Annotated in this window: 13 protein-coding genes and 1 pseudogene; 7 read left to right on the top strand and 7 right to left on the bottom strand. The window is 73.1% G+C overall.

The annotated features are described in order from the left end of the window. The first annotated feature begins 200 nt into the window (after positions 1-200). From galE to idi, 3 genes are all read left to right on the top strand, one after another. Positions 201-1,163: a UDP-glucose 4-epimerase GalE gene (gene galE / locus ACYQ8Q_RS38165; RefSeq protein ID WP_460071263.1), complete on the top strand. Its 963-nt coding sequence runs from the start codon at positions 201-203 to the stop codon at positions 1,161-1,163. Between the two features lie 149 nt (positions 1,164-1,312). Next, a complete protein-coding gene (locus tag ACYQ8Q_RS38160) occupies positions 1,313-2,254 on the top strand; it encodes a cation diffusion facilitator family transporter (RefSeq protein ID WP_460071262.1) in 942 nt (313 codons plus the stop codon). A 183-nt stretch (positions 2,255-2,437) separates the two neighbouring features. Next, a complete protein-coding gene (idi, locus tag ACYQ8Q_RS38155; protein WP_460071261.1) occupies positions 2,438-3,031 on the top strand; it encodes an isopentenyl-diphosphate Delta-isomerase in 594 nt (197 codons plus the stop codon). A gap of 12 nt (positions 3,032-3,043) precedes the next feature. Here the strand turns inward: idi and ACYQ8Q_RS38150 are convergent, their stop codons facing one another. Beyond that, entirely contained in the window at positions 3,044-3,562 is a 519-nt protein-coding gene (locus ACYQ8Q_RS38150) for an ATP-binding protein (protein WP_460073653.1), read from the bottom strand. 270 nt (positions 3,563-3,832) lie between these two features. Between ACYQ8Q_RS38150 and ACYQ8Q_RS38145 the strand changes: the two genes are divergently transcribed. Continuing rightward, complete coding sequence (locus tag ACYQ8Q_RS38145) at positions 3,833-4,585, top strand: enoyl-CoA hydratase/isomerase family protein (protein WP_460071260.1); 753 nt, start codon at positions 3,833-3,835, stop codon at positions 4,583-4,585. A 35-nt stretch (positions 4,586-4,620) separates the two neighbouring features. Here the strand turns inward: ACYQ8Q_RS38145 and ACYQ8Q_RS38140 are convergent, their stop codons facing one another. Continuing rightward, positions 4,621-5,256, bottom strand: coding sequence for a DJ-1/PfpI family protein (locus ACYQ8Q_RS38140; protein WP_460071259.1), 636 nt, complete (start codon positions 5,254-5,256; stop codon positions 4,621-4,623). A gap of 20 nt (positions 5,257-5,276) precedes the next feature. Next, positions 5,277-6,254 (bottom strand): GlxA family transcriptional regulator, encoded by a 978-nt coding sequence (locus ACYQ8Q_RS38135; RefSeq protein ID WP_460071258.1) that lies wholly within the window; start codon positions 6,252-6,254, stop codon positions 5,277-5,279. Positions 6,255-6,408: 154 nt separating this feature from the next. Between ACYQ8Q_RS38135 and ACYQ8Q_RS38130 the strand changes: the two genes are divergently transcribed. Then, positions 6,409-8,823, top strand: coding sequence for a Tex family protein (locus ACYQ8Q_RS38130; RefSeq protein WP_460071257.1), 2,415 nt, complete (start codon positions 6,409-6,411; stop codon positions 8,821-8,823). 132 nt (positions 8,824-8,955) lie between these two features. Here ACYQ8Q_RS38130 and ACYQ8Q_RS38125 read toward each other — a convergent pair whose 3' ends face one another. Continuing rightward, on the bottom strand, positions 8,956-10,596 hold the full coding sequence (locus tag ACYQ8Q_RS38125; RefSeq protein WP_460071256.1) for an ABC-F family ATP-binding cassette domain-containing protein: 1,641 nt from the start codon (positions 10,594-10,596) through the stop codon (positions 8,956-8,958). A 94-nt stretch (positions 10,597-10,690) separates the two neighbouring features. On the opposite strand from ACYQ8Q_RS38125, the gene ACYQ8Q_RS38120 reads away from it, so the two are divergent. Continuing rightward, entirely contained in the window at positions 10,691-11,647 is a 957-nt protein-coding gene (locus ACYQ8Q_RS38120) for an NAD(P)/FAD-dependent oxidoreductase (protein ID WP_460071255.1), read from the top strand. A gap of 92 nt (positions 11,648-11,739) precedes the next feature. Here the strand turns inward: ACYQ8Q_RS38120 and ACYQ8Q_RS38115 are convergent, their stop codons facing one another. After that, positions 11,740-13,683 (bottom strand): Xaa-Pro dipeptidyl-peptidase, encoded by a 1,944-nt coding sequence (locus tag ACYQ8Q_RS38115; RefSeq protein ID WP_460071254.1) that lies wholly within the window; start codon positions 13,681-13,683, stop codon positions 11,740-11,742. Between the two features lie 394 nt (positions 13,684-14,077). On the opposite strand from ACYQ8Q_RS38115, the gene ACYQ8Q_RS38110 reads away from it, so the two are divergent. Then, on the top strand, positions 14,078-14,245 hold the full coding sequence (locus tag ACYQ8Q_RS38110) for a hypothetical protein (RefSeq protein ID WP_460071253.1): 168 nt from the start codon (positions 14,078-14,080) through the stop codon (positions 14,243-14,245). A gap of 24 nt (positions 14,246-14,269) precedes the next feature. On the opposite strand, the gene ACYQ8Q_RS38105 is transcribed toward ACYQ8Q_RS38110, so the two are convergent. Both ACYQ8Q_RS38105 and ACYQ8Q_RS38100 read right to left on the bottom strand, forming a co-directional pair. Further along, entirely contained in the window at positions 14,270-14,752 is a 483-nt protein-coding gene (locus ACYQ8Q_RS38105) for a macro domain-containing protein (RefSeq protein ID WP_460071252.1), read from the bottom strand. A gap of 42 nt (positions 14,753-14,794) precedes the next feature. Continuing rightward, positions 14,795-15,211: pseudogene (locus ACYQ8Q_RS38100) on the bottom strand (amino acid permease); the annotation flags it as partial. Between the last annotated feature and the right edge of the window lie 31 nt (positions 15,212-15,242).

Here is a 15,242-nt window from a genome sequence, read left to right as displayed (position 1 = left end):
AGGCTGCGTTCACCGGCCGTTCAGCTCCGGTCAACGCGGCCGGACGGCACTGGTTCGCACCGGCCTTCGCCGAGATCATCATCATCGATCGGCGGCCCGCCCGACAAACCGCGACGGCCCCGGGCGCGCAGCACGGGGCCAGGTGTCTGACATAGGGGACATTGCGGGCGGCGCGGGGCCTCGGCATAGGGTGGGCGGCCATGACGTGGCTGATCACCGGCGGAGCCGGATACATAGGGGCCCATGTGGCGCGGGCCATGACGGGCGCCGGGGAGCGCGTCGTCGTCCTGGACGACCTCTCGGCCGGGTTCCCGGCCCGGCTGCCGGCGGACGTCGAGCTGGTGCGGGGCTCCGCGCTGGAGCCGGCCCTGCTCAAGGAGGTCCTGGCCGGGCACGCCGTGACGGGCGTGGTGCACCTGGCGGCGCACAAGCAGGTCGCCGAGTCGGTCGCGCAGCCCACCCGCTACTACCGGGAGAACGTCGGCGGTCTGGCCGCGCTCCTGGAGGCGGTGGCCGAGGCCGGGGTGCGGCGGTTCGTGTTCTCCTCGTCCGCGGCCGTCTACGGCAACCCCGACGTGGACCTCATCACGGAGGACACCCCCTGCGCCCCGGTGAACCCGTACGGCGAGACCAAGCTCGCCGGGGAGTGGCTGGTGCGGGCGGCCGGGCGGGCGCACGGCATCACGACGACGTGTCTGCGCTACTTCAACGTGGCCGGCGCCGCCGCGCCCGAGCTGGCCGACACCGGGGTGTTCAACATCGTGCCGATGGTCTTCGACCGGCTGACCCGCGAGCAGGCCCCGCGGATCTTCGGCGACGACTACCCGACGCCGGACGGCACCTGCGTGCGGGACTACATCCATGTCGCCGACCTGGCCGAGGCGCATGTCGCGGCGGCCCGCCGGCCGGCCGGCGACGGGGGCGACCTCACCGTGAACATCGGGCGGGGCGAGGGGGTCTCGGTGCGCGAGCTGGTCACACTGATCGGCGAGGTGACCGGCGACGCGCGGCCCGCGGTGGTCGAGGGCCGGCGCCCGGGTGACGCGCCGCGCGCGGTCGCCTCGGCCGGGCTGGCCGCGCGGGAACTGGGCTGGACGGCCCGGCGCGGGGTGCGCGAGATGGTGGAGTCGGCCTGGCGGGGCTGGCGGCTCCACCAGGGCTGAGCACCGGCCGTGCAGCGACTGGGGCGCTCTGACCTGCGGTTCGTTTGCGCAGGTCAGAGCATATGACAACGGTGTTCAGTGCCGCGTTGCCCGATACCCCCCACCCGTAGTTCACTGTGATCCCGGGCGACCACAGGAGGGTGCTTTCCATGGGGGCTGGGCACGACCACGGCCACGGACACACGCATGCGCCGACCACCGGTACGGCCGCGGCGGCGTACCGCGGCAGACTGCGCGTCGCGCTGGCGATCACGCTCGGCGTCATGGTGGTCGAGATCGTCGGCGGGCTCCTCGCCGACTCCCTCGCGCTGATCGCGGACGCGGCGCACATGGCTACGGACGCGCTGGGCCTGGGCATGGCCCTGCTCGCCATCCACGTCGCGAACCGGCCCGCGAGCACCAACCGCACCTTCGGGTACGCCCGCGCCGAGATCCTGGCCGCGCTCGCCAACTGTCTGCTGCTGCTCGGCGTCGGCGGGTACGTCCTGTACGAGGCGGTGCAGCGGTTCGTCACCCCGGCCGGCACCGAGGGCGGCCTGATGATCTGGTTCGGCGCCATCGGTCTGGTCGCGAACATGATCTCCCTCACGCTGCTGATGCGGGGCCAGGCGGAGAGCCTGAACGTGCGCGGGGCGTTCCTGGAGGTGGCGGCGGACGCGCTGGGCTCGGTCGCGGTGCTGATCTCGGCCGTGGTGATCCTGACCACCGGCTGGGAGTACGCCGACCCGATCGCCTCGCTGGTGATCGGTCTGATGATCGTGCCGCGCACGGTGAAGCTGCTGCGCGAGACGCTCGACGTGCTGCTGGAGTCGGCGCCCAAGGACGTCGACATGGCGGAGGTGCGGGCCCACATCGTCGCGCTGGACGGGGTGGAGGACGTGCACGATCTGCACGCCTGGACGATCACCTCGGGGATGCCGGTGCTGTCGGCGCACGTGGTGGTGCGCTCGGACGTGCTGAACGCGATCGGCCACGAGAAGATGCTGCACGAGCTCCAGGGCTGCCTCGGCGACCACTTCGACGTGGAGCACTGCACCTTCCAGCTGGAGCCGGTCGGCCACGCGGAGCACGAGGCACGGCTCTGCCACTGAGCCGGCGATGTGCGTGATGCGTACACCAGTTCAGGACGGTTCCTCACCGGGGGCCCCGGGCAAGATCACCCGCGGGGCCCGCCGTCGTCCCGCGGGGGACGGGCGCGGCGTTCGTGCGAAGCGCCGGGCGGACCGGGCTCGTACGGCAGACTGGGGACGCGAGGACCGATGCTAAGGATGGGTATGCCGATCACACCTGCCACCGCGACGCACAGCTCGTCGAGCGGCGCCGCGGAAGCGATTTTGCTGGAACTGGTCGACGAGGACGGTGTGACGATCGGCACCGAGGAGAAGCTCGCGGCCCACCAGCCGCCGGGCCGGCTGCACCGCGCGTTCTCCGTGTTCCTCTTCGACGAGCGGGGCCGGCTGCTGCTCCAGCAGCGGGCGCTCGGCAAGTACCACTCCCCCGGCGTGTGGTCCAACACCTGCTGCGGCCACCCCTACCCGGGCGAGGCGCCCTTCGCGGCGGCCGCGCGGCGCACGTTCGAGGAGCTCGGGGTGTCGCCCTCGCTGATGGCGGAGGCGGGCACGGTCCGCTACAACCATCCGGACCCGGCGTCGGGCCTGGTGGAGCAGGAGTACAACCACCTCTTCGTCGGGATGGTGCAGTCACCGCTCGCGCCGGACCCGGAGGAGGTCGGCGACACGGCCTTCGTGACACCCGACGAGCTGGCCGAGCGGCATGCGAAGGACACCTTCTCCGCCTGGTTCATGACCGTGCTGGACGCGGCGCGGCCCGCCGTACGGGAGCTGACGGGACCGTCCGCCGGCTGGTGAGCCGCGGGGCGCTCAGGGCAGCCGTACCGGCTTGAGCGGCAGGGCGGCCCAGATCACCTTGCCGCCGCCGGAGGTGTGCTCGACGTCGCAGACCCCGCCCGCCTCCCGGGTGATCTCCCGCACCAGGAGCAGCCCGCGACCGTTGGTCTCCTCGTGATCGGCCTCCAGGGCCGTCGGGCGGTAGGGGTGGTTGTCCTCGACGGCCACCCGCACCCACTCGGCCCCGACGGCCACCTCCACCGCGAGCGTCGGCGACAGCAGCGCCGCGTGCCGGACGGCGTTGGTGACCAGCTCCGAGACGATCAGCAGCAGCCCCTGGACCAGGTCCTCCGAGACCGGCACCCCCTGACGCAGGAGCAGATCGCGCACGGCGTGCCGGGCCTGGGGGACGGAGGCGTCCACGGCGGGTGCGGTGAACCGCCAGACGCCTTCGTAGGGCAGCGGCCGCTGCCCCGGGTCCGCCAGGGACTCGAGAGGGGCGTCCGCGCCGCCCTCTGGGCGTGGGTCGGGCCCGCGCCCGTGGTTGTCCATCGTCCGGTCGCCACCCTCGCGCTCGATTGTCACCACACGTCGAGTGTTGGCAACGAGCCGCGCCGCACCTCCCGACTGACCAGAAGTCAGCCATTATCGAGCATTCCCGACCGCCGCTACCCGAGAAGGTCGCTGCCCTGACCGATCCTGATCCGATGGTGCCGCTTTCGCGCACTCTTCGGGTTGTACGGGTTCGGCGACCCCCTCGCCCGTTTCGTCCCCCGAGGCCGCTGTGACCGGTGCCGGGGCCCGGAGGTTAGCATCCGGGCCATGGAGCCCGAACTGCTGCACGGCGTCACCGACGGGGTCGCCACCGTCGTCCTGCACCACCCGGCGAAGCTCAACGCCATGACCGCCGCGATGTGGGCCGCGCTGCCGCCGCTGCTGGAGGCGCTGGCCGCCGATCCCGAGGTCCGGGCGCTGGTGCTGACCGGCGCGGGCGGCACCTTCTGCGCGGGCGCCGACATCTCCACGCTCCAGGGCTCGCCGGACGAGGCACAGACACTGGCCGTGCGGGCGGAGGAGGCCCTCGCGGCGTTCCCCAAGCCGACGCTGGCCGCCGTGAAGGGGCACTGCGTGGGCGGGGGCGCACAGCTCGCGGCGGCCTGCGATCTGCGGTTCGCCGAGGAGGGTGCGCTGTTCGGGGTGACCCCGGCGAAGCTCGGGATCGTCTACCCGTCCTCCGCCACCCGCCGGCTGGTCGCGCTGGTCGGCCCCGCCGCCGCCAAGTACCTGCTGTTCTCCGGTGAGTTGATCGACACCGAGCGGGCGCTGCGCACCGGTCTGGTCGACGAGGTGGCACCGCCCGACGCACTCGACGAGCGGGTCGCGGAGTTCACCCGGGTCCTCGTCTCGCGCTCCCGGCTGACCCAGGCGGCCGCGAAGGAGTTCGCGAACGGCCGTACGGACCGGGACGCCCACTGGGCCGCGCAGGCCCGGCTCGCCGACGACACCGCGGAAGGGGTCGCCGCCTTCCTGGAGCGCCGGGAACCGCGCTTCACCTGGACCGTCACGACGGGATGACCGTCACGACGGGATGACGTCACGACGGCATGACGTCACGTCAGGATGAACCGGCTGCGGGCCCGCAGCGCGTCGACGAGGTGCGCGGGGGCCTTGTGCGGGGCGCCGGCGTCGTAGGGCGGCTGCGGGTCGTACTCCGTGGCCAGCTGTACGGCCCGGGCGTGGTCGTCGCCCGCGATCCGGCCGAGCAGGGCGAGCCCCATGTCGATGCCGGAGGAGACGCCGGCCGCGGTGACGTACTTGCCGTCGACGACGACGCGTTCGCCGGTCGGTTCGGCGCCGTACGCCGCGAGCCGCTCCAGGGCCAGCCAGTGCGAGGTGGCACGGCGGCCCCGCAGGAGCCCGGCGGCGGCCAGCAGCAGGGAGCCGGTGCACACGGAGGTCGTCCAGGTACTGGTGGCGTCCGCGGCGCGCAGCCACGCCAGCAGCGGCTCGTCCTCCATCAGGTCGCTCTGCCCGGGCCCGCCCGCGACCACCAGCACATCCGGGTGCGGTACGTCGCCCAGCGCCCGGTCGGCGACGACCGCGAGGCTGCCCCGGTCGGTGCGCACGGGGCCGGGACGCGGCGCCACGAACACGGTCTGCGCGCCCGGGGTCCGGGCGAGGATCTCGTAGGGGCCCACGGCGTCCAGGGCGGTGAAACGGTCGTAGACGACGATCGCGATCTGCACGGGATTCCTTTCGTGGTGTCTCAGGGCAGGGATGCCGGGCGGAAGCGGCGGCGGTACTCCGCGGGGGCCGTGCCGAGCGCCCTGACGAAGGCGCGCCGCATCGCCTCGGGGGTGCCGTAGCCGCTGGCGCGGGAGATCTCCTCGACGCCGTCGGCGGTGTCCTCCAGCAGCCGGCGGGCGTGTTCGAGACGGACCCGGTCGACGTAGCGGCCGGGGGTGGTGCCGGTGTCGGTGCGGAAGGCGCGGGCGAAGTGGCGCGGTGAGAGCCGGGCGCGGGCGGCCAGCGCCTCGACGCTCAGATCGGCGTCCGGGTGCTCGGTGATCCACTGTTGCACCTCCCGCAGCGGCTCGCGCCGTGCGGTCTGGGCGGCGAGCTGCGCGCTGAACTGGGCCTGGTTGCCGGGCCGGCGCAGGAAGACGACCAGATGGCGGGCGACGGCCAGCGCGGCGTCCCGGCCGAGGTCCTCCTCGACCAGCGCGAGCGCGAGGTCGATGCCGGAGGTGACGCCCGCCGAGGTGTAGACATGGCCGTCCCGGACGTAGATCGGATCGGGGTCGACCCGGACGGCGGGATGGTCGCGGGCGAGGGCGCCGCCGTAGGCCCAGTGGGTCGTCACCCGGCGGCCGTCGAGCAGCCCGGCCGCCGCGAGCGGGATCGCGCCGGTGCACACCGACACCAGACGCTCCGCGCGCGGGGCGTGTGTGCGCAGCCAGTCGGTCAGCCCCGGGTTCTCCCGGCGGGTGCCCCGGCCGCCCGGGACCACGAGGGTGTGCGGGGCACGCTCACGCGTGAGGGCCTCGTCGGGGACGAGCGTCAGCCCGCTGGAGGTGCGCACCGGGGAACCGTCCAGGGAGGCCGTGCGGACGCGGTAGGAACCCGGGGTGTGGCGCTCGGCGCCCGTGAAGACCTCCAGGGGGCCGGTGACGTCGAGACTCTGGACGTCGTCGAACAGAACGAGAAGAACGGTGCGGACGGTGCGGTCGGTGCGCTGCGCCATGGGCACGATTCTTCGCGGCTCACGCCGACGGCGGCAATGACGAATACCCCACCTTTTCTGCCATGCGGGGCGATGTCGTCGGGGCGGCGGCGGGATGTCGGTGCCACCTGCCACAATTGCGGCGCAACCTCAGTGGAGAAGGCGGTACGGGCTCGTGACGACACCGGGATCCCTCGAAGCAGGGTCCATCGAAGGCAGGATCGCCGAGGAGCTCGGCGTACGGGAACGGCAGGTCAAGGCCGCCGTGGAGCTGCTCGACGGCGGCTCGACGGTGCCCTTCATCGCCCGGTACCGCAAAGAAGCGACCGAGATGCTCGACGACGCGCAGCTGCGCACGCTCGAGGAGCGGCTGCGCTATCTGCGGGAGCTGGAGGAGCGGCGGACGGCGATCCTGGAGTCGGTGCGCGAGCAGGGCAAGCTCACCGAAGCATTGGAGGCGCAGATCCGCGGCGCCGAGACGAAGGCGCGGCTGGAGGACGTCTACCTCCCGTACAAGCCCAAGCGGCGCACCAAGGCGCAGATCGCGCGTGAGGCCGGTCTCGAGCCGCTGGCCGCGGGTCTGCTCGGCGACCCGGGCGTGGAGCCGCTCGCGGCGGCGGCCGCGTTCGTCGACGCCGACAAGGGCGTCGCCGATCCGCAGGCCGCGCTGGAGGGCGCGCGGGCGATCCTGACCGAGCGGTTCTCGGAGGACGCCGACCTGATCGGCGAGCTGCGCGAGCGGATGTGGGGGCGCGGACGGCTGGCCGCCAGGGTGCGCGACGGCAAGGAGGAGGCGGGCGCGAAGTTCGCCGACTACTTCGACTTCGCCGAGCCGTTCACCGAGCTGCCCTCGCACCGGATCCTGGCGATGCTGCGGGGCGAGAAGGAGGAGGTCCTCGATCTCGTCCTGGAGCCGGAGGAGCCCTCCGAGCAGCCCGGCCCGTCGTCGTACGAGGGGATCGTCGCGTCGAGGTTCGGCATCGCCGAGCGCGGCCGGCCGGGCGACAAGTGGCTGACGGACACCGTCCGCTGGGCCTGGCGGACCCGCATCCTCGTCCACCTCGGCATCGATCTGCGGCTGCGGCTGCGCACGGCCGCCGAGGACGAGGCCGTGAACGTGTTCGCCGCGAACCTGCGGGACCTGCTGCTCGCGGCGCCCGCCGGCACGCGCGCGACGCTGGGCCTCGACCCCGGTTTCCGCACGGGCGTGAAGGTGGCCGTGGTCGACGCGACCGGCAAGGTCGTCGCGACGGACGTCATCTACCCGCACGTTCCGGCCAACAAGTGGGACGAGGCGCTCGCCAAGCTGGCGCGGCTGGCGCAGGAGCACGCGGTCGAGCTGATCGCGATCGGCAACGGCACGGCGTCCCGCGAGACCGACAAGCTCGCCGGTGAGCTGATCACCCGGCACCCGGAGCTGAAGCTCACCAAGGTGATGGTGTCGGAGGCGGGCGCCTCGGTGTACTCGGCCTCCGCGTTCGCCTCGCAGGAGCTGCCCGGCATGGACGTGTCGCTGCGCGGCGCGGTGTCCATCGCGCGCCGGCTCCAGGACCCGCTGGCCGAGCTGGTGAAGATCGACCCGAAGTCGATCGGTGTGGGCCAGTACCAGCACGACCTGTCCGAGGTGAAGCTGTCGCGTTCGCTGGACGCGGTGGTGGAGGACTGTGTGAACGGCGTCGGGGTGGACGTCAACACGGCGTCGGCGCCCCTGCTCGCGCGCGTGTCCGGCATCACCTCCGGGCTCGCCGAGAACATCGTGGCGCACCGGGACGCCAACGGGCCGTTCTCGTCCCGTACGGAGCTGAAGAAGGTGCCGCGGCTCGGCCCCAAGGCCTATGAGCAGTGCGCGGGCTTCCTGCGGATCCGGGGCGGCTCCGACCCGCTGGACGCCTCCAGCGTGCACCCGGAGGCGTACCCGGTGGTGCGGCGCATGGTGAAGACCTCCGGCCAGGAGGTGGCCTCCCTCATCGGCAACACGGGGGTGCTGCGCTCGCTGCGGCCCGCGGACTTCGTGGACGACACGTTCGGTCTGCCGACCGTCGGGGACATCCTCAAGGAGCTGGAGAAGCCGGGGCGCGACCCGCGGCCCGCCTTCAAGACGGCCACCTTCAAGGAGGGCGTGGAGAAGATCTCCGACCTGGCGCCCGGGATGGTCCTGGAGGGCGTCGTGACGAACGTGGCGGCCTTCGGCGCGTTCATCGACGTCGGTGTCCACCAGGACGGGCTGGCGCATGTCTCCGCGCTGTCCAAGACGTTCGTCAAGGACCCGCGGGACGTGGTCAAGCCGGGTGACATCGTCAAGGTGAAGGTCCTCGACGTCGACATCCCGCGCAAGCGGATCTCGCTCACGCTGCGGCTGGACGACGAGGCGGCCCCCCAGGGCCAGGACCGCTCCTCCGGCGGCGGCCGGCCGCAGCGGGGCGGCGGACGCCCGCCGCAGCAGCGCCAGCAGCAGGGCGAGCGGCGCGGCGGGAACGGCGGCCAGCGCGGAGGCGGCGCCTCCCGCCAGGCACCGCCGCCGGCCAACAGCGCGATGGCCGACGCCCTGCGCAAGGCGGGCCTGCTCGACCCGAAGAAGGGCCGCAACTGAGAAACCCCGGGCCCCGCCCCGTCAGGGGCGAGGCCCCGAAAGGGGCGCGGGGAACTGCGCGACCAGCCACCACGCACCCGCACCCGCACCCGCACCCGCCGGACCGAAGCCGCACACGCCCCGGCCCCGCGCCTAGCGTTCCGTCACCTTGCCGGACGCCACCTCCAGGCGGCGGGTGACGTGGACCGCGTCCAGCATGCGGCGGTCGTGGGTGACGAGGAGGAGCGTGCCCTCGTAGGCGTCGAGGGCCGACTCCAGTTGTTCGATGGCCGGGAGGTCCAGGTGGTTCGTGGGCTCGTCGAGGACGAGGAGGTTGACACCGCGGCCCTGGAGGAGGGCGAGCGCGGCACGGGTGCGTTCGCCGGGTGACAGGGTGGCCGCCGGGCGCAGGACGTGGTCCGACTTCAGACCGAACTTGGCCAGCAGGGTGCGGACTTCGACCGGTTCGGTGTCGGGGACGGCCGTGCAGAAGGCGTCCAGCAGGGACTCCGTGCCGTGGAACAGCTTGCGCGCCTGGTCGACCTCGCCCACCAGGACGCCCGAGCCGAGCGCCGCGTGCCCGCCGTCCAGCGGGATCCGGCCGAGGAGCGCGGCGAGCAGGGTCGACTTGCCCGCGCCGTTCGCGCCGGTGACCGCGACCCGGTCGGCCCAGTCGATCTGGAGGGTCACCGGGCCGAAGGCGAAGTCGCCCCGTCGTACCTCCGCGTCCCGCAGGGTGGCGACCACCGCCCCGGAGCGCGGGGCGGTCGCGATCTCCATGCGCAGCTCCCACTCCTTGCGGGGCTCCTCGACGACGTCCAGGCGCTCGATCATCCGCTGGGTCTGCCGGGCCTTCGCGGCCTGCTTCTCACTGGCCTCGCTGCGGAACTTGCGGCCGATCTTGTCGTTGTCGTTGTTCGCCTTGCGGCGGGCGTTCTTCACCCCCTTGTCCATCCAGGAACGCTGCATCTGTGCACGGTCCTGGAGGGCGGACCGCTTGTCGGCGTACTCCTCGAAGTCCTCGCGCGCGTGCCGGCGGGCCACCTCCCGCTCCTCCAGATAGGCGTCGTAGCCGCCGCCGTAGAGGTTGATCCGCTGCTGGGCGAGGTCGAGTTCGAGCACCTTGGTGACGGTGCGGGTGAGGAACTCCCGGTCGTGGCTGACGACGACGGTGCCCGCGCGCAGCCCGGTCACGAAGCGTTCGAGGCGCTCCAGGCCGTCGAGGTCGAGGTCGTTGGTGGGCTCGTCGAGGAGGAAGACGTCGTAGCGGGACAGCAGCAGGGAGGCGAGGCCCGCGCGGGCGGCCTGACCGCCGGACAGGGCGGTCATCGGCTGGTCCAGCCCGACGCCCAGACCGAGGGAGTCGGCGACCTCCTCGGCGCGCTCGTCGAGGTCGGCCCCGCCGAGCCCGAGCCAGCGCTCCAGACTGGTCGCGTACGCGTCGTCCGCGCCCGGGGCGCCGTCCACCAGGGCCTGGGTCGCCTCGTCCATGGCCCGCTGGGCCTCGGCGACACCGGTGCGCCGGGCGAGGAACTCCCGGACGGTCTCGCCGGGGCGCCGCTCCGGCTCCTGGGGCAGATGGCCGACGGTCGCGGTGGGCGGGGAGAGCCTGAGCTCGCCCTGTTCGGGCGCGCCGAGCCCGGCGAGCAGCCGCAGCAGGGTGGACTTGCCCGCACCGTTGGCACCGACCAGCCCGATCACGTCACCGGGCGCGACGACGAGGTCCAGCCCGGAGAAGAGGGAGCGGTCGCCGTGTCCGGCGGCGAGGTTCTTGACGACGAGGGTGGCGGTCACAGGTCGTAGATCCTAGTGGTCGCGCGGCCGGGCGGGCGCACGGGTTTCCCGGCGGCCCTCGCCGTGCCCCCACCCCCTCGGTTACCGTCCGCTGGTGGACAGTGCCGAGCGGGACGACGTGGTGGTGGTCGGCGGTGGGGTCGTCGGGCTGACGACGGCCCTCGTCCTGGCCGAGCGCGGGCGGCGGGTGCGCCTCTGGACGCGGGACCCGGTGGAGCGGACCACCTCGGCGGTCGCCGGTGCGCTCTGGTGGCCGTACCACATCGAGCCGCTCACGGCGGCGCGCCGGTGGTCGCTGCGCTCGCTGGAGGTGTACGAGGAGCTGGCCGGCCGCGCCGAGGAGACCGGGGTACGGCTGGTCGAGGGCGCGATGGGCGGCGTCGACCCGGCCGAGGTCCGGCGCTGGACGGCGGGCCGGCCGGCCGGGGTGCGCAGGGCCACCGAGCGGGAGTACCCGGGCGGGGCCGCCATGTGGGCACGGCTGCCGCTGATCGACATGGCGGTGCATCTGCCCTGGCTGCGGGAGCGGCTGCGGCGGGCGGGCGGCTCGGTCGAGGAGCGCACGGTGACCGATCTGGCGGAGGCCGGGGCACCGGTCGTCGTCAATTGCACGGGCCTCGGCGCGCGGGAACTGGCCGGCGACCTGTCGGTGCGCCCCCAGCGCGGGCAGCTGGTCGTGGTCGAGAACCCCGGCATCGACACCTGGCTCGTCGCCGGGACCTCGGGCGGTGACCTGGCCTATCTCTTCCCCCAGCCCGGCCGCCTGCTCCTGGGCGGCACGGCCCAGGACGACGACTGGTCCCCCGAGCCGGACCCGGCCCAGGCCGAGGCGATCGTACGGCGGTGCGCGGCCCTGCGCCCCGAGGTCGCCGGCGCCCGGATCCTGGACCACCGGGTGGGCCTGCGCCCGGTACGGCCGGCGGTGCGACTGGAGCGGACGACCCTGCCGGACGGCCGGCTCCTGGTCCACCACTACGGCCACGGCGGCGCGGGCGTGACGGTGGCCTGGGGCTGCGCTGAGGAGGCCGCAACCTTGGCCGCGACGCCCTGAAGGGGCGCGGGGCTGTATCGATATGCGGCTCCGCCGCGTGGGCGCGACCAGCCACGACGAACCCGCAGCCGGCCGACAGCGCCCCACAGCCCCTACGGAATCCGATACGCGCCGCGAGGCGCACGCACACCGTCCGACGAACCCCGGTCGAGCCCACCCCCTGCAGACCCGGACGTGGCCGCCGCAAACGCAGCCGCACCCCCCACGAACGGCACCCTGGCCGAGGTGCGGGACAGGTCCAGGGTGAGGGTCGGACGGTCGACCGGCGGATCGATGAGGTCCTTGTCCGTGCCCGCGACGATCAGCGCGAGCCGGTGGCCCGCGGGCACGACATGGTCGGTGGCGGCCAGGTCGAGGGTGATCGTGTACCGCCTGCCCGGGGTGAGCGGGACGCCCTTGCCGGGGTCGGCGTACGTGCCGAGGTCGGCCCAGCCCCGGCTGAGGACCGTGAAGCCGACGTCGGCGGTCTTCGCCGCGGTCTCCTTGAAGCAGGCGCTGTCGCCGGCCGTGCTCTCGCCCCAGCAGGTGCGGTCGGTGAGGGTGGTGATGCCCTCACCGGCCGCCGCGTAGTCCCGGACGGTGTCGGGGCCGAGGTCCACGAGGACGGCGCTGAGGTGGGCCGTCGCCGTGGTGGGGGTCGCGGTGACGGTGACCTGTGAGGAGCCGGACAGGCGCAGGTCGCGGGTGAGCGGCCCGGTGGCGAAACCGGCCTTGGCGGGGGTGGAGGTGTCGATCTGCGCGGCCCAGTCGGTCTCGCTCAGCCGCGGGTCGTCGGTGAGGGTCTCGGTGCCGGTGCCCCGGCGCAGGCCGAGCGTGCCGACGCCCGGCTGGGTGCCCGCGGCCGGGCGCAGCGTCGTGGACCGGGTGCCGCTCGGCGGCCAGACCTTCGAGGTGGCCCACTGGTCGGGGTGGCGTTCGACGTCGGCCATGGGCTCGCGGTCGATTCCGTTGTCGTAGCCGAGGAGTTCGTGGTCGAACCAGCGGTGCAGGGTGTCGACCCAGGCGGCGCGCCGGAAGTCGAAGGGGTCGACATGGCCGGTCTGGGAGAGCCAGATCTTGCGCTCGACGCCGTTCTTCGCGAGGGCGTCCCACCACTGGCCGAAGTGCCGGGTGCGGACGTTGAGGTCCTGCAGACCGTGGACGACGAACACGCTCGCCCGGACCTTACGGGCGTCCTTGACGTAGTCCCGCTCGGTCCACAGGGATGTCCGGTCGCCCGTGCGCGGGGCCCCGTCGACGAGTGCGCGCTGGACGTCGGCGCACTTGGCGCGGGCGTCGGGGCTGTCGACGTAGTCGGAGAGCCAGTCGGGGCCGGAGTCGTAGAGGGGGGCGCCCTGGGAGAAGTAGTAGTCGTACCAGGAGGAGATCGCGGCGATCGGGACGATGGTCCTCAGTCCCTTCACCCCGGTGGCGGCGACGCCGTTGGCGATGGTGCCGTCCCAGCTCTTGCCGATCATCCCGGTTCTGCCGTTGGTCCAGCCCGCGGTGGCGGTGGTGGTGCCGGTACGGGTGGTGTAGGCCCTGGCGCGGCCGTTCAGCCAGTCGACGACGGCCTTCGCGGAGAGGATGTCGGAGCGGCCGCCGACGTCCACGCAGCCGTCGGAGCGATTGGTGCCGGCCAGGTCGACGCCGACGAAGGCGTAGCCGCGCGGGACGAAGTAGTTGTCGTAGAACAGCGGCATCTGGACGACGTTCCCCGCCGCGTCGTACGTCTTGCGCTGGCTCTCGTTGCCGCGGCCGCAGCAGGAGTAGTAGGGGCTGGCGTCCATGATGACGGGCACCTTGCGGCCCCGGGCGGCGGGTTCGCGGGGGCGGACGATGTCGACGGCGACCCGGTCGGGTCTCCCGTCGCCGTCGCCGTCGAGGCCGGTGTCGACCCAGACGGCCTCACGGATCGCCTGGGCGTAGGAGTAGACGGGCCGGCTCTCGCGCGGGGCGCCGTGGGCGGTCACCGGGGTGAGGAAGCCTGCCACCAGAAGGGTGAGGGCGGCGGTCGCGAGCGTTCTCCAGATCGTGAAGCGCGTGCGTGTCGGCATGCGCGGGACGGTACCTCGGTCAACACCCGTGCAGAAGAGGGCGTTTGTGAGCCGGCTGTGACGCCGGGGGCGCGGTGGCCGGAACAGGTCCATGCGAGGGGTGCGCCCATGGCGGCCGAATGGCGATCGTGTGACAGGAGCGGCGGTGGACGCGGACCGGGCACAGAGACTCAAGAGGCTCCGAACAGCCCTGGCACCCCCACGACTTGGAGCTCACGTGCACCGCAGATCCCTCGTGCCCGGCGCACTTACCGCGGCGTCCGTCCTGCTGGCGATCCCGGCGTCCGCCGCGGGCGCCGCCCCCGGTGCGCACGAACGGGGTGCACGGGCACTGAGCGGGGGCGGCCCTGGGTAACACCGTGGGAAGGAGTCGGGGAGACCGAGGGGAGAGGTCATGGCAGGCGGGCAGAGCGGCAACGAGGGTGTGTGGCGGGTACTGACCGGTGTCGGCGCGCTGTGCGTCGGCATCGGGCTGATCGCGGGGGTGCCTTTCCTGAGTCTGCTGGGAGCACCCCTCGTCATCGTCGGCGTGATCGGCCTGACCGCGGCACGCCGGAAGTAGCGCCCGTAGCGGAAACGAGGGGCGCTACCCCTCGCCGTGGTCGTACACCGTCACGGCTATGCCCCGCCGCACGAGCCGCTCGGTCACGAGCGGCTCGACCCGCGACCACTTGCCGCCGGCGAGACCGCAGCCGATGCGGGGCATGTGGACGGAGGCGTCGAGGTCGACGACGCGGTCGGCCAGACGGGCCAGGGCCGCGTCGACGGCCTCGTAGCGCACGGGCACGCCCTTGCTGCCCGTGCGCACGCCGCGCTGGCCGATCATGTTGGCGACCCACACGTCCGGCCTGACCGGGACGAGCTGCAGCGCGCCCAGGCCGAAGTCGTTGGAGGCACGCTCGCGGTGCCAGGCGCGGTAGGCCGCCTCCGGCTCCGGCCAGCGGCGGGAGAGGGCCAGGACGAAGCCCTTGCCCCAGCCCCCGATGTCGTTGCAGACGTGGGCGATCACCTTGGCGCCCTTCACCGACGGCACGGTGGCGTCCCCCCGGATGTACGTGATCTCCGACATGACGCCACCGTAGGCGATGGCACTGACAATGGCCCTGACCTGCTACTTCGTGAGGTCGGCGAGTTCGGAGTCGGCGGTCCTGGAGACCCGGCGCCGCACCGCGAACCAGCCGCCGACCAGGGCGGCCGCGATCACCGGGATCAGCAGGAGGGTCTTGCGGCCCACCTCGGGGTCGTTCCCCATGAGGCCGAGGACGGCGAGCAGGAAGGGGATCGTGACGAGTTCGGCGACCGGGCTGCCGGGGAGGCGGAAGGAGGGCCGCTCGACGAGGCCCGCCCGGGCGCGGCGGACGAACACCAGGTGGCAGATCATGATGATCACCCAGGTGCTGATGATGCCGAGGGAGGCCACGTTCAGCACGATCTCGAAGGCCTGGCTCGGCATGAGGAAGTTCAGGCCGACGCCGAGGACGCAGACGGCGCAGGTGAGCAGGATGCCGCCGTAGGGCACCTGGCTGCGCAGGGCAGCAGCTTCCCAGAGCACCCCCGGA

Source organism: Streptomyces sp. YKOK-I1 (assembly GCF_054660435.1).
Note: the sequence above shows the minus strand (reverse complement) of the source record. Positions and strands in the feature narration are given on the sequence as shown.

Excerpts from the sequence above, each read along its gene's own strand:
- galE (WP_460071263.1), top strand. The coding sequence starts at position 201 with ATGACGTGGCTGATCACCGGCGGAGCCGGATACATAGGGGCCCATGTG.
- ACYQ8Q_RS38160 (WP_460071262.1), top strand. The coding sequence starts at position 1,313 with ATGGGGGCTGGGCACGACCACGGCCACGGACACACGCATGCGCCGACC.
- idi (WP_460071261.1), top strand. The coding sequence starts at position 2,438 with ATGCCGATCACACCTGCCACCGCGACGCACAGCTCGTCGAGCGGCGCC.
- ACYQ8Q_RS38150 (WP_460073653.1), bottom strand. The coding sequence starts at position 3,562 with ATGGACAACCACGGGCGCGGGCCCGACCCACGCCCAGAGGGCGGCGCG.
- ACYQ8Q_RS38145 (WP_460071260.1), top strand. The coding sequence starts at position 3,833 with ATGGAGCCCGAACTGCTGCACGGCGTCACCGACGGGGTCGCCACCGTC.
- ACYQ8Q_RS38135 (WP_460071258.1), bottom strand. The coding sequence starts at position 6,254 with ATGGCGCAGCGCACCGACCGCACCGTCCGCACCGTTCTTCTCGTTCTG.
- ACYQ8Q_RS38115 (WP_460071254.1), bottom strand. The coding sequence starts at position 13,683 with ATGCCGACACGCACGCGCTTCACGATCTGGAGAACGCTCGCGACCGCC.
- ACYQ8Q_RS38110 (WP_460071253.1), top strand. The coding sequence starts at position 14,078 with ATGGCAGGCGGGCAGAGCGGCAACGAGGGTGTGTGGCGGGTACTGACC.
- ACYQ8Q_RS38105 (WP_460071252.1), bottom strand. The coding sequence starts at position 14,752 with ATGTCGGAGATCACGTACATCCGGGGGGACGCCACCGTGCCGTCGGTG.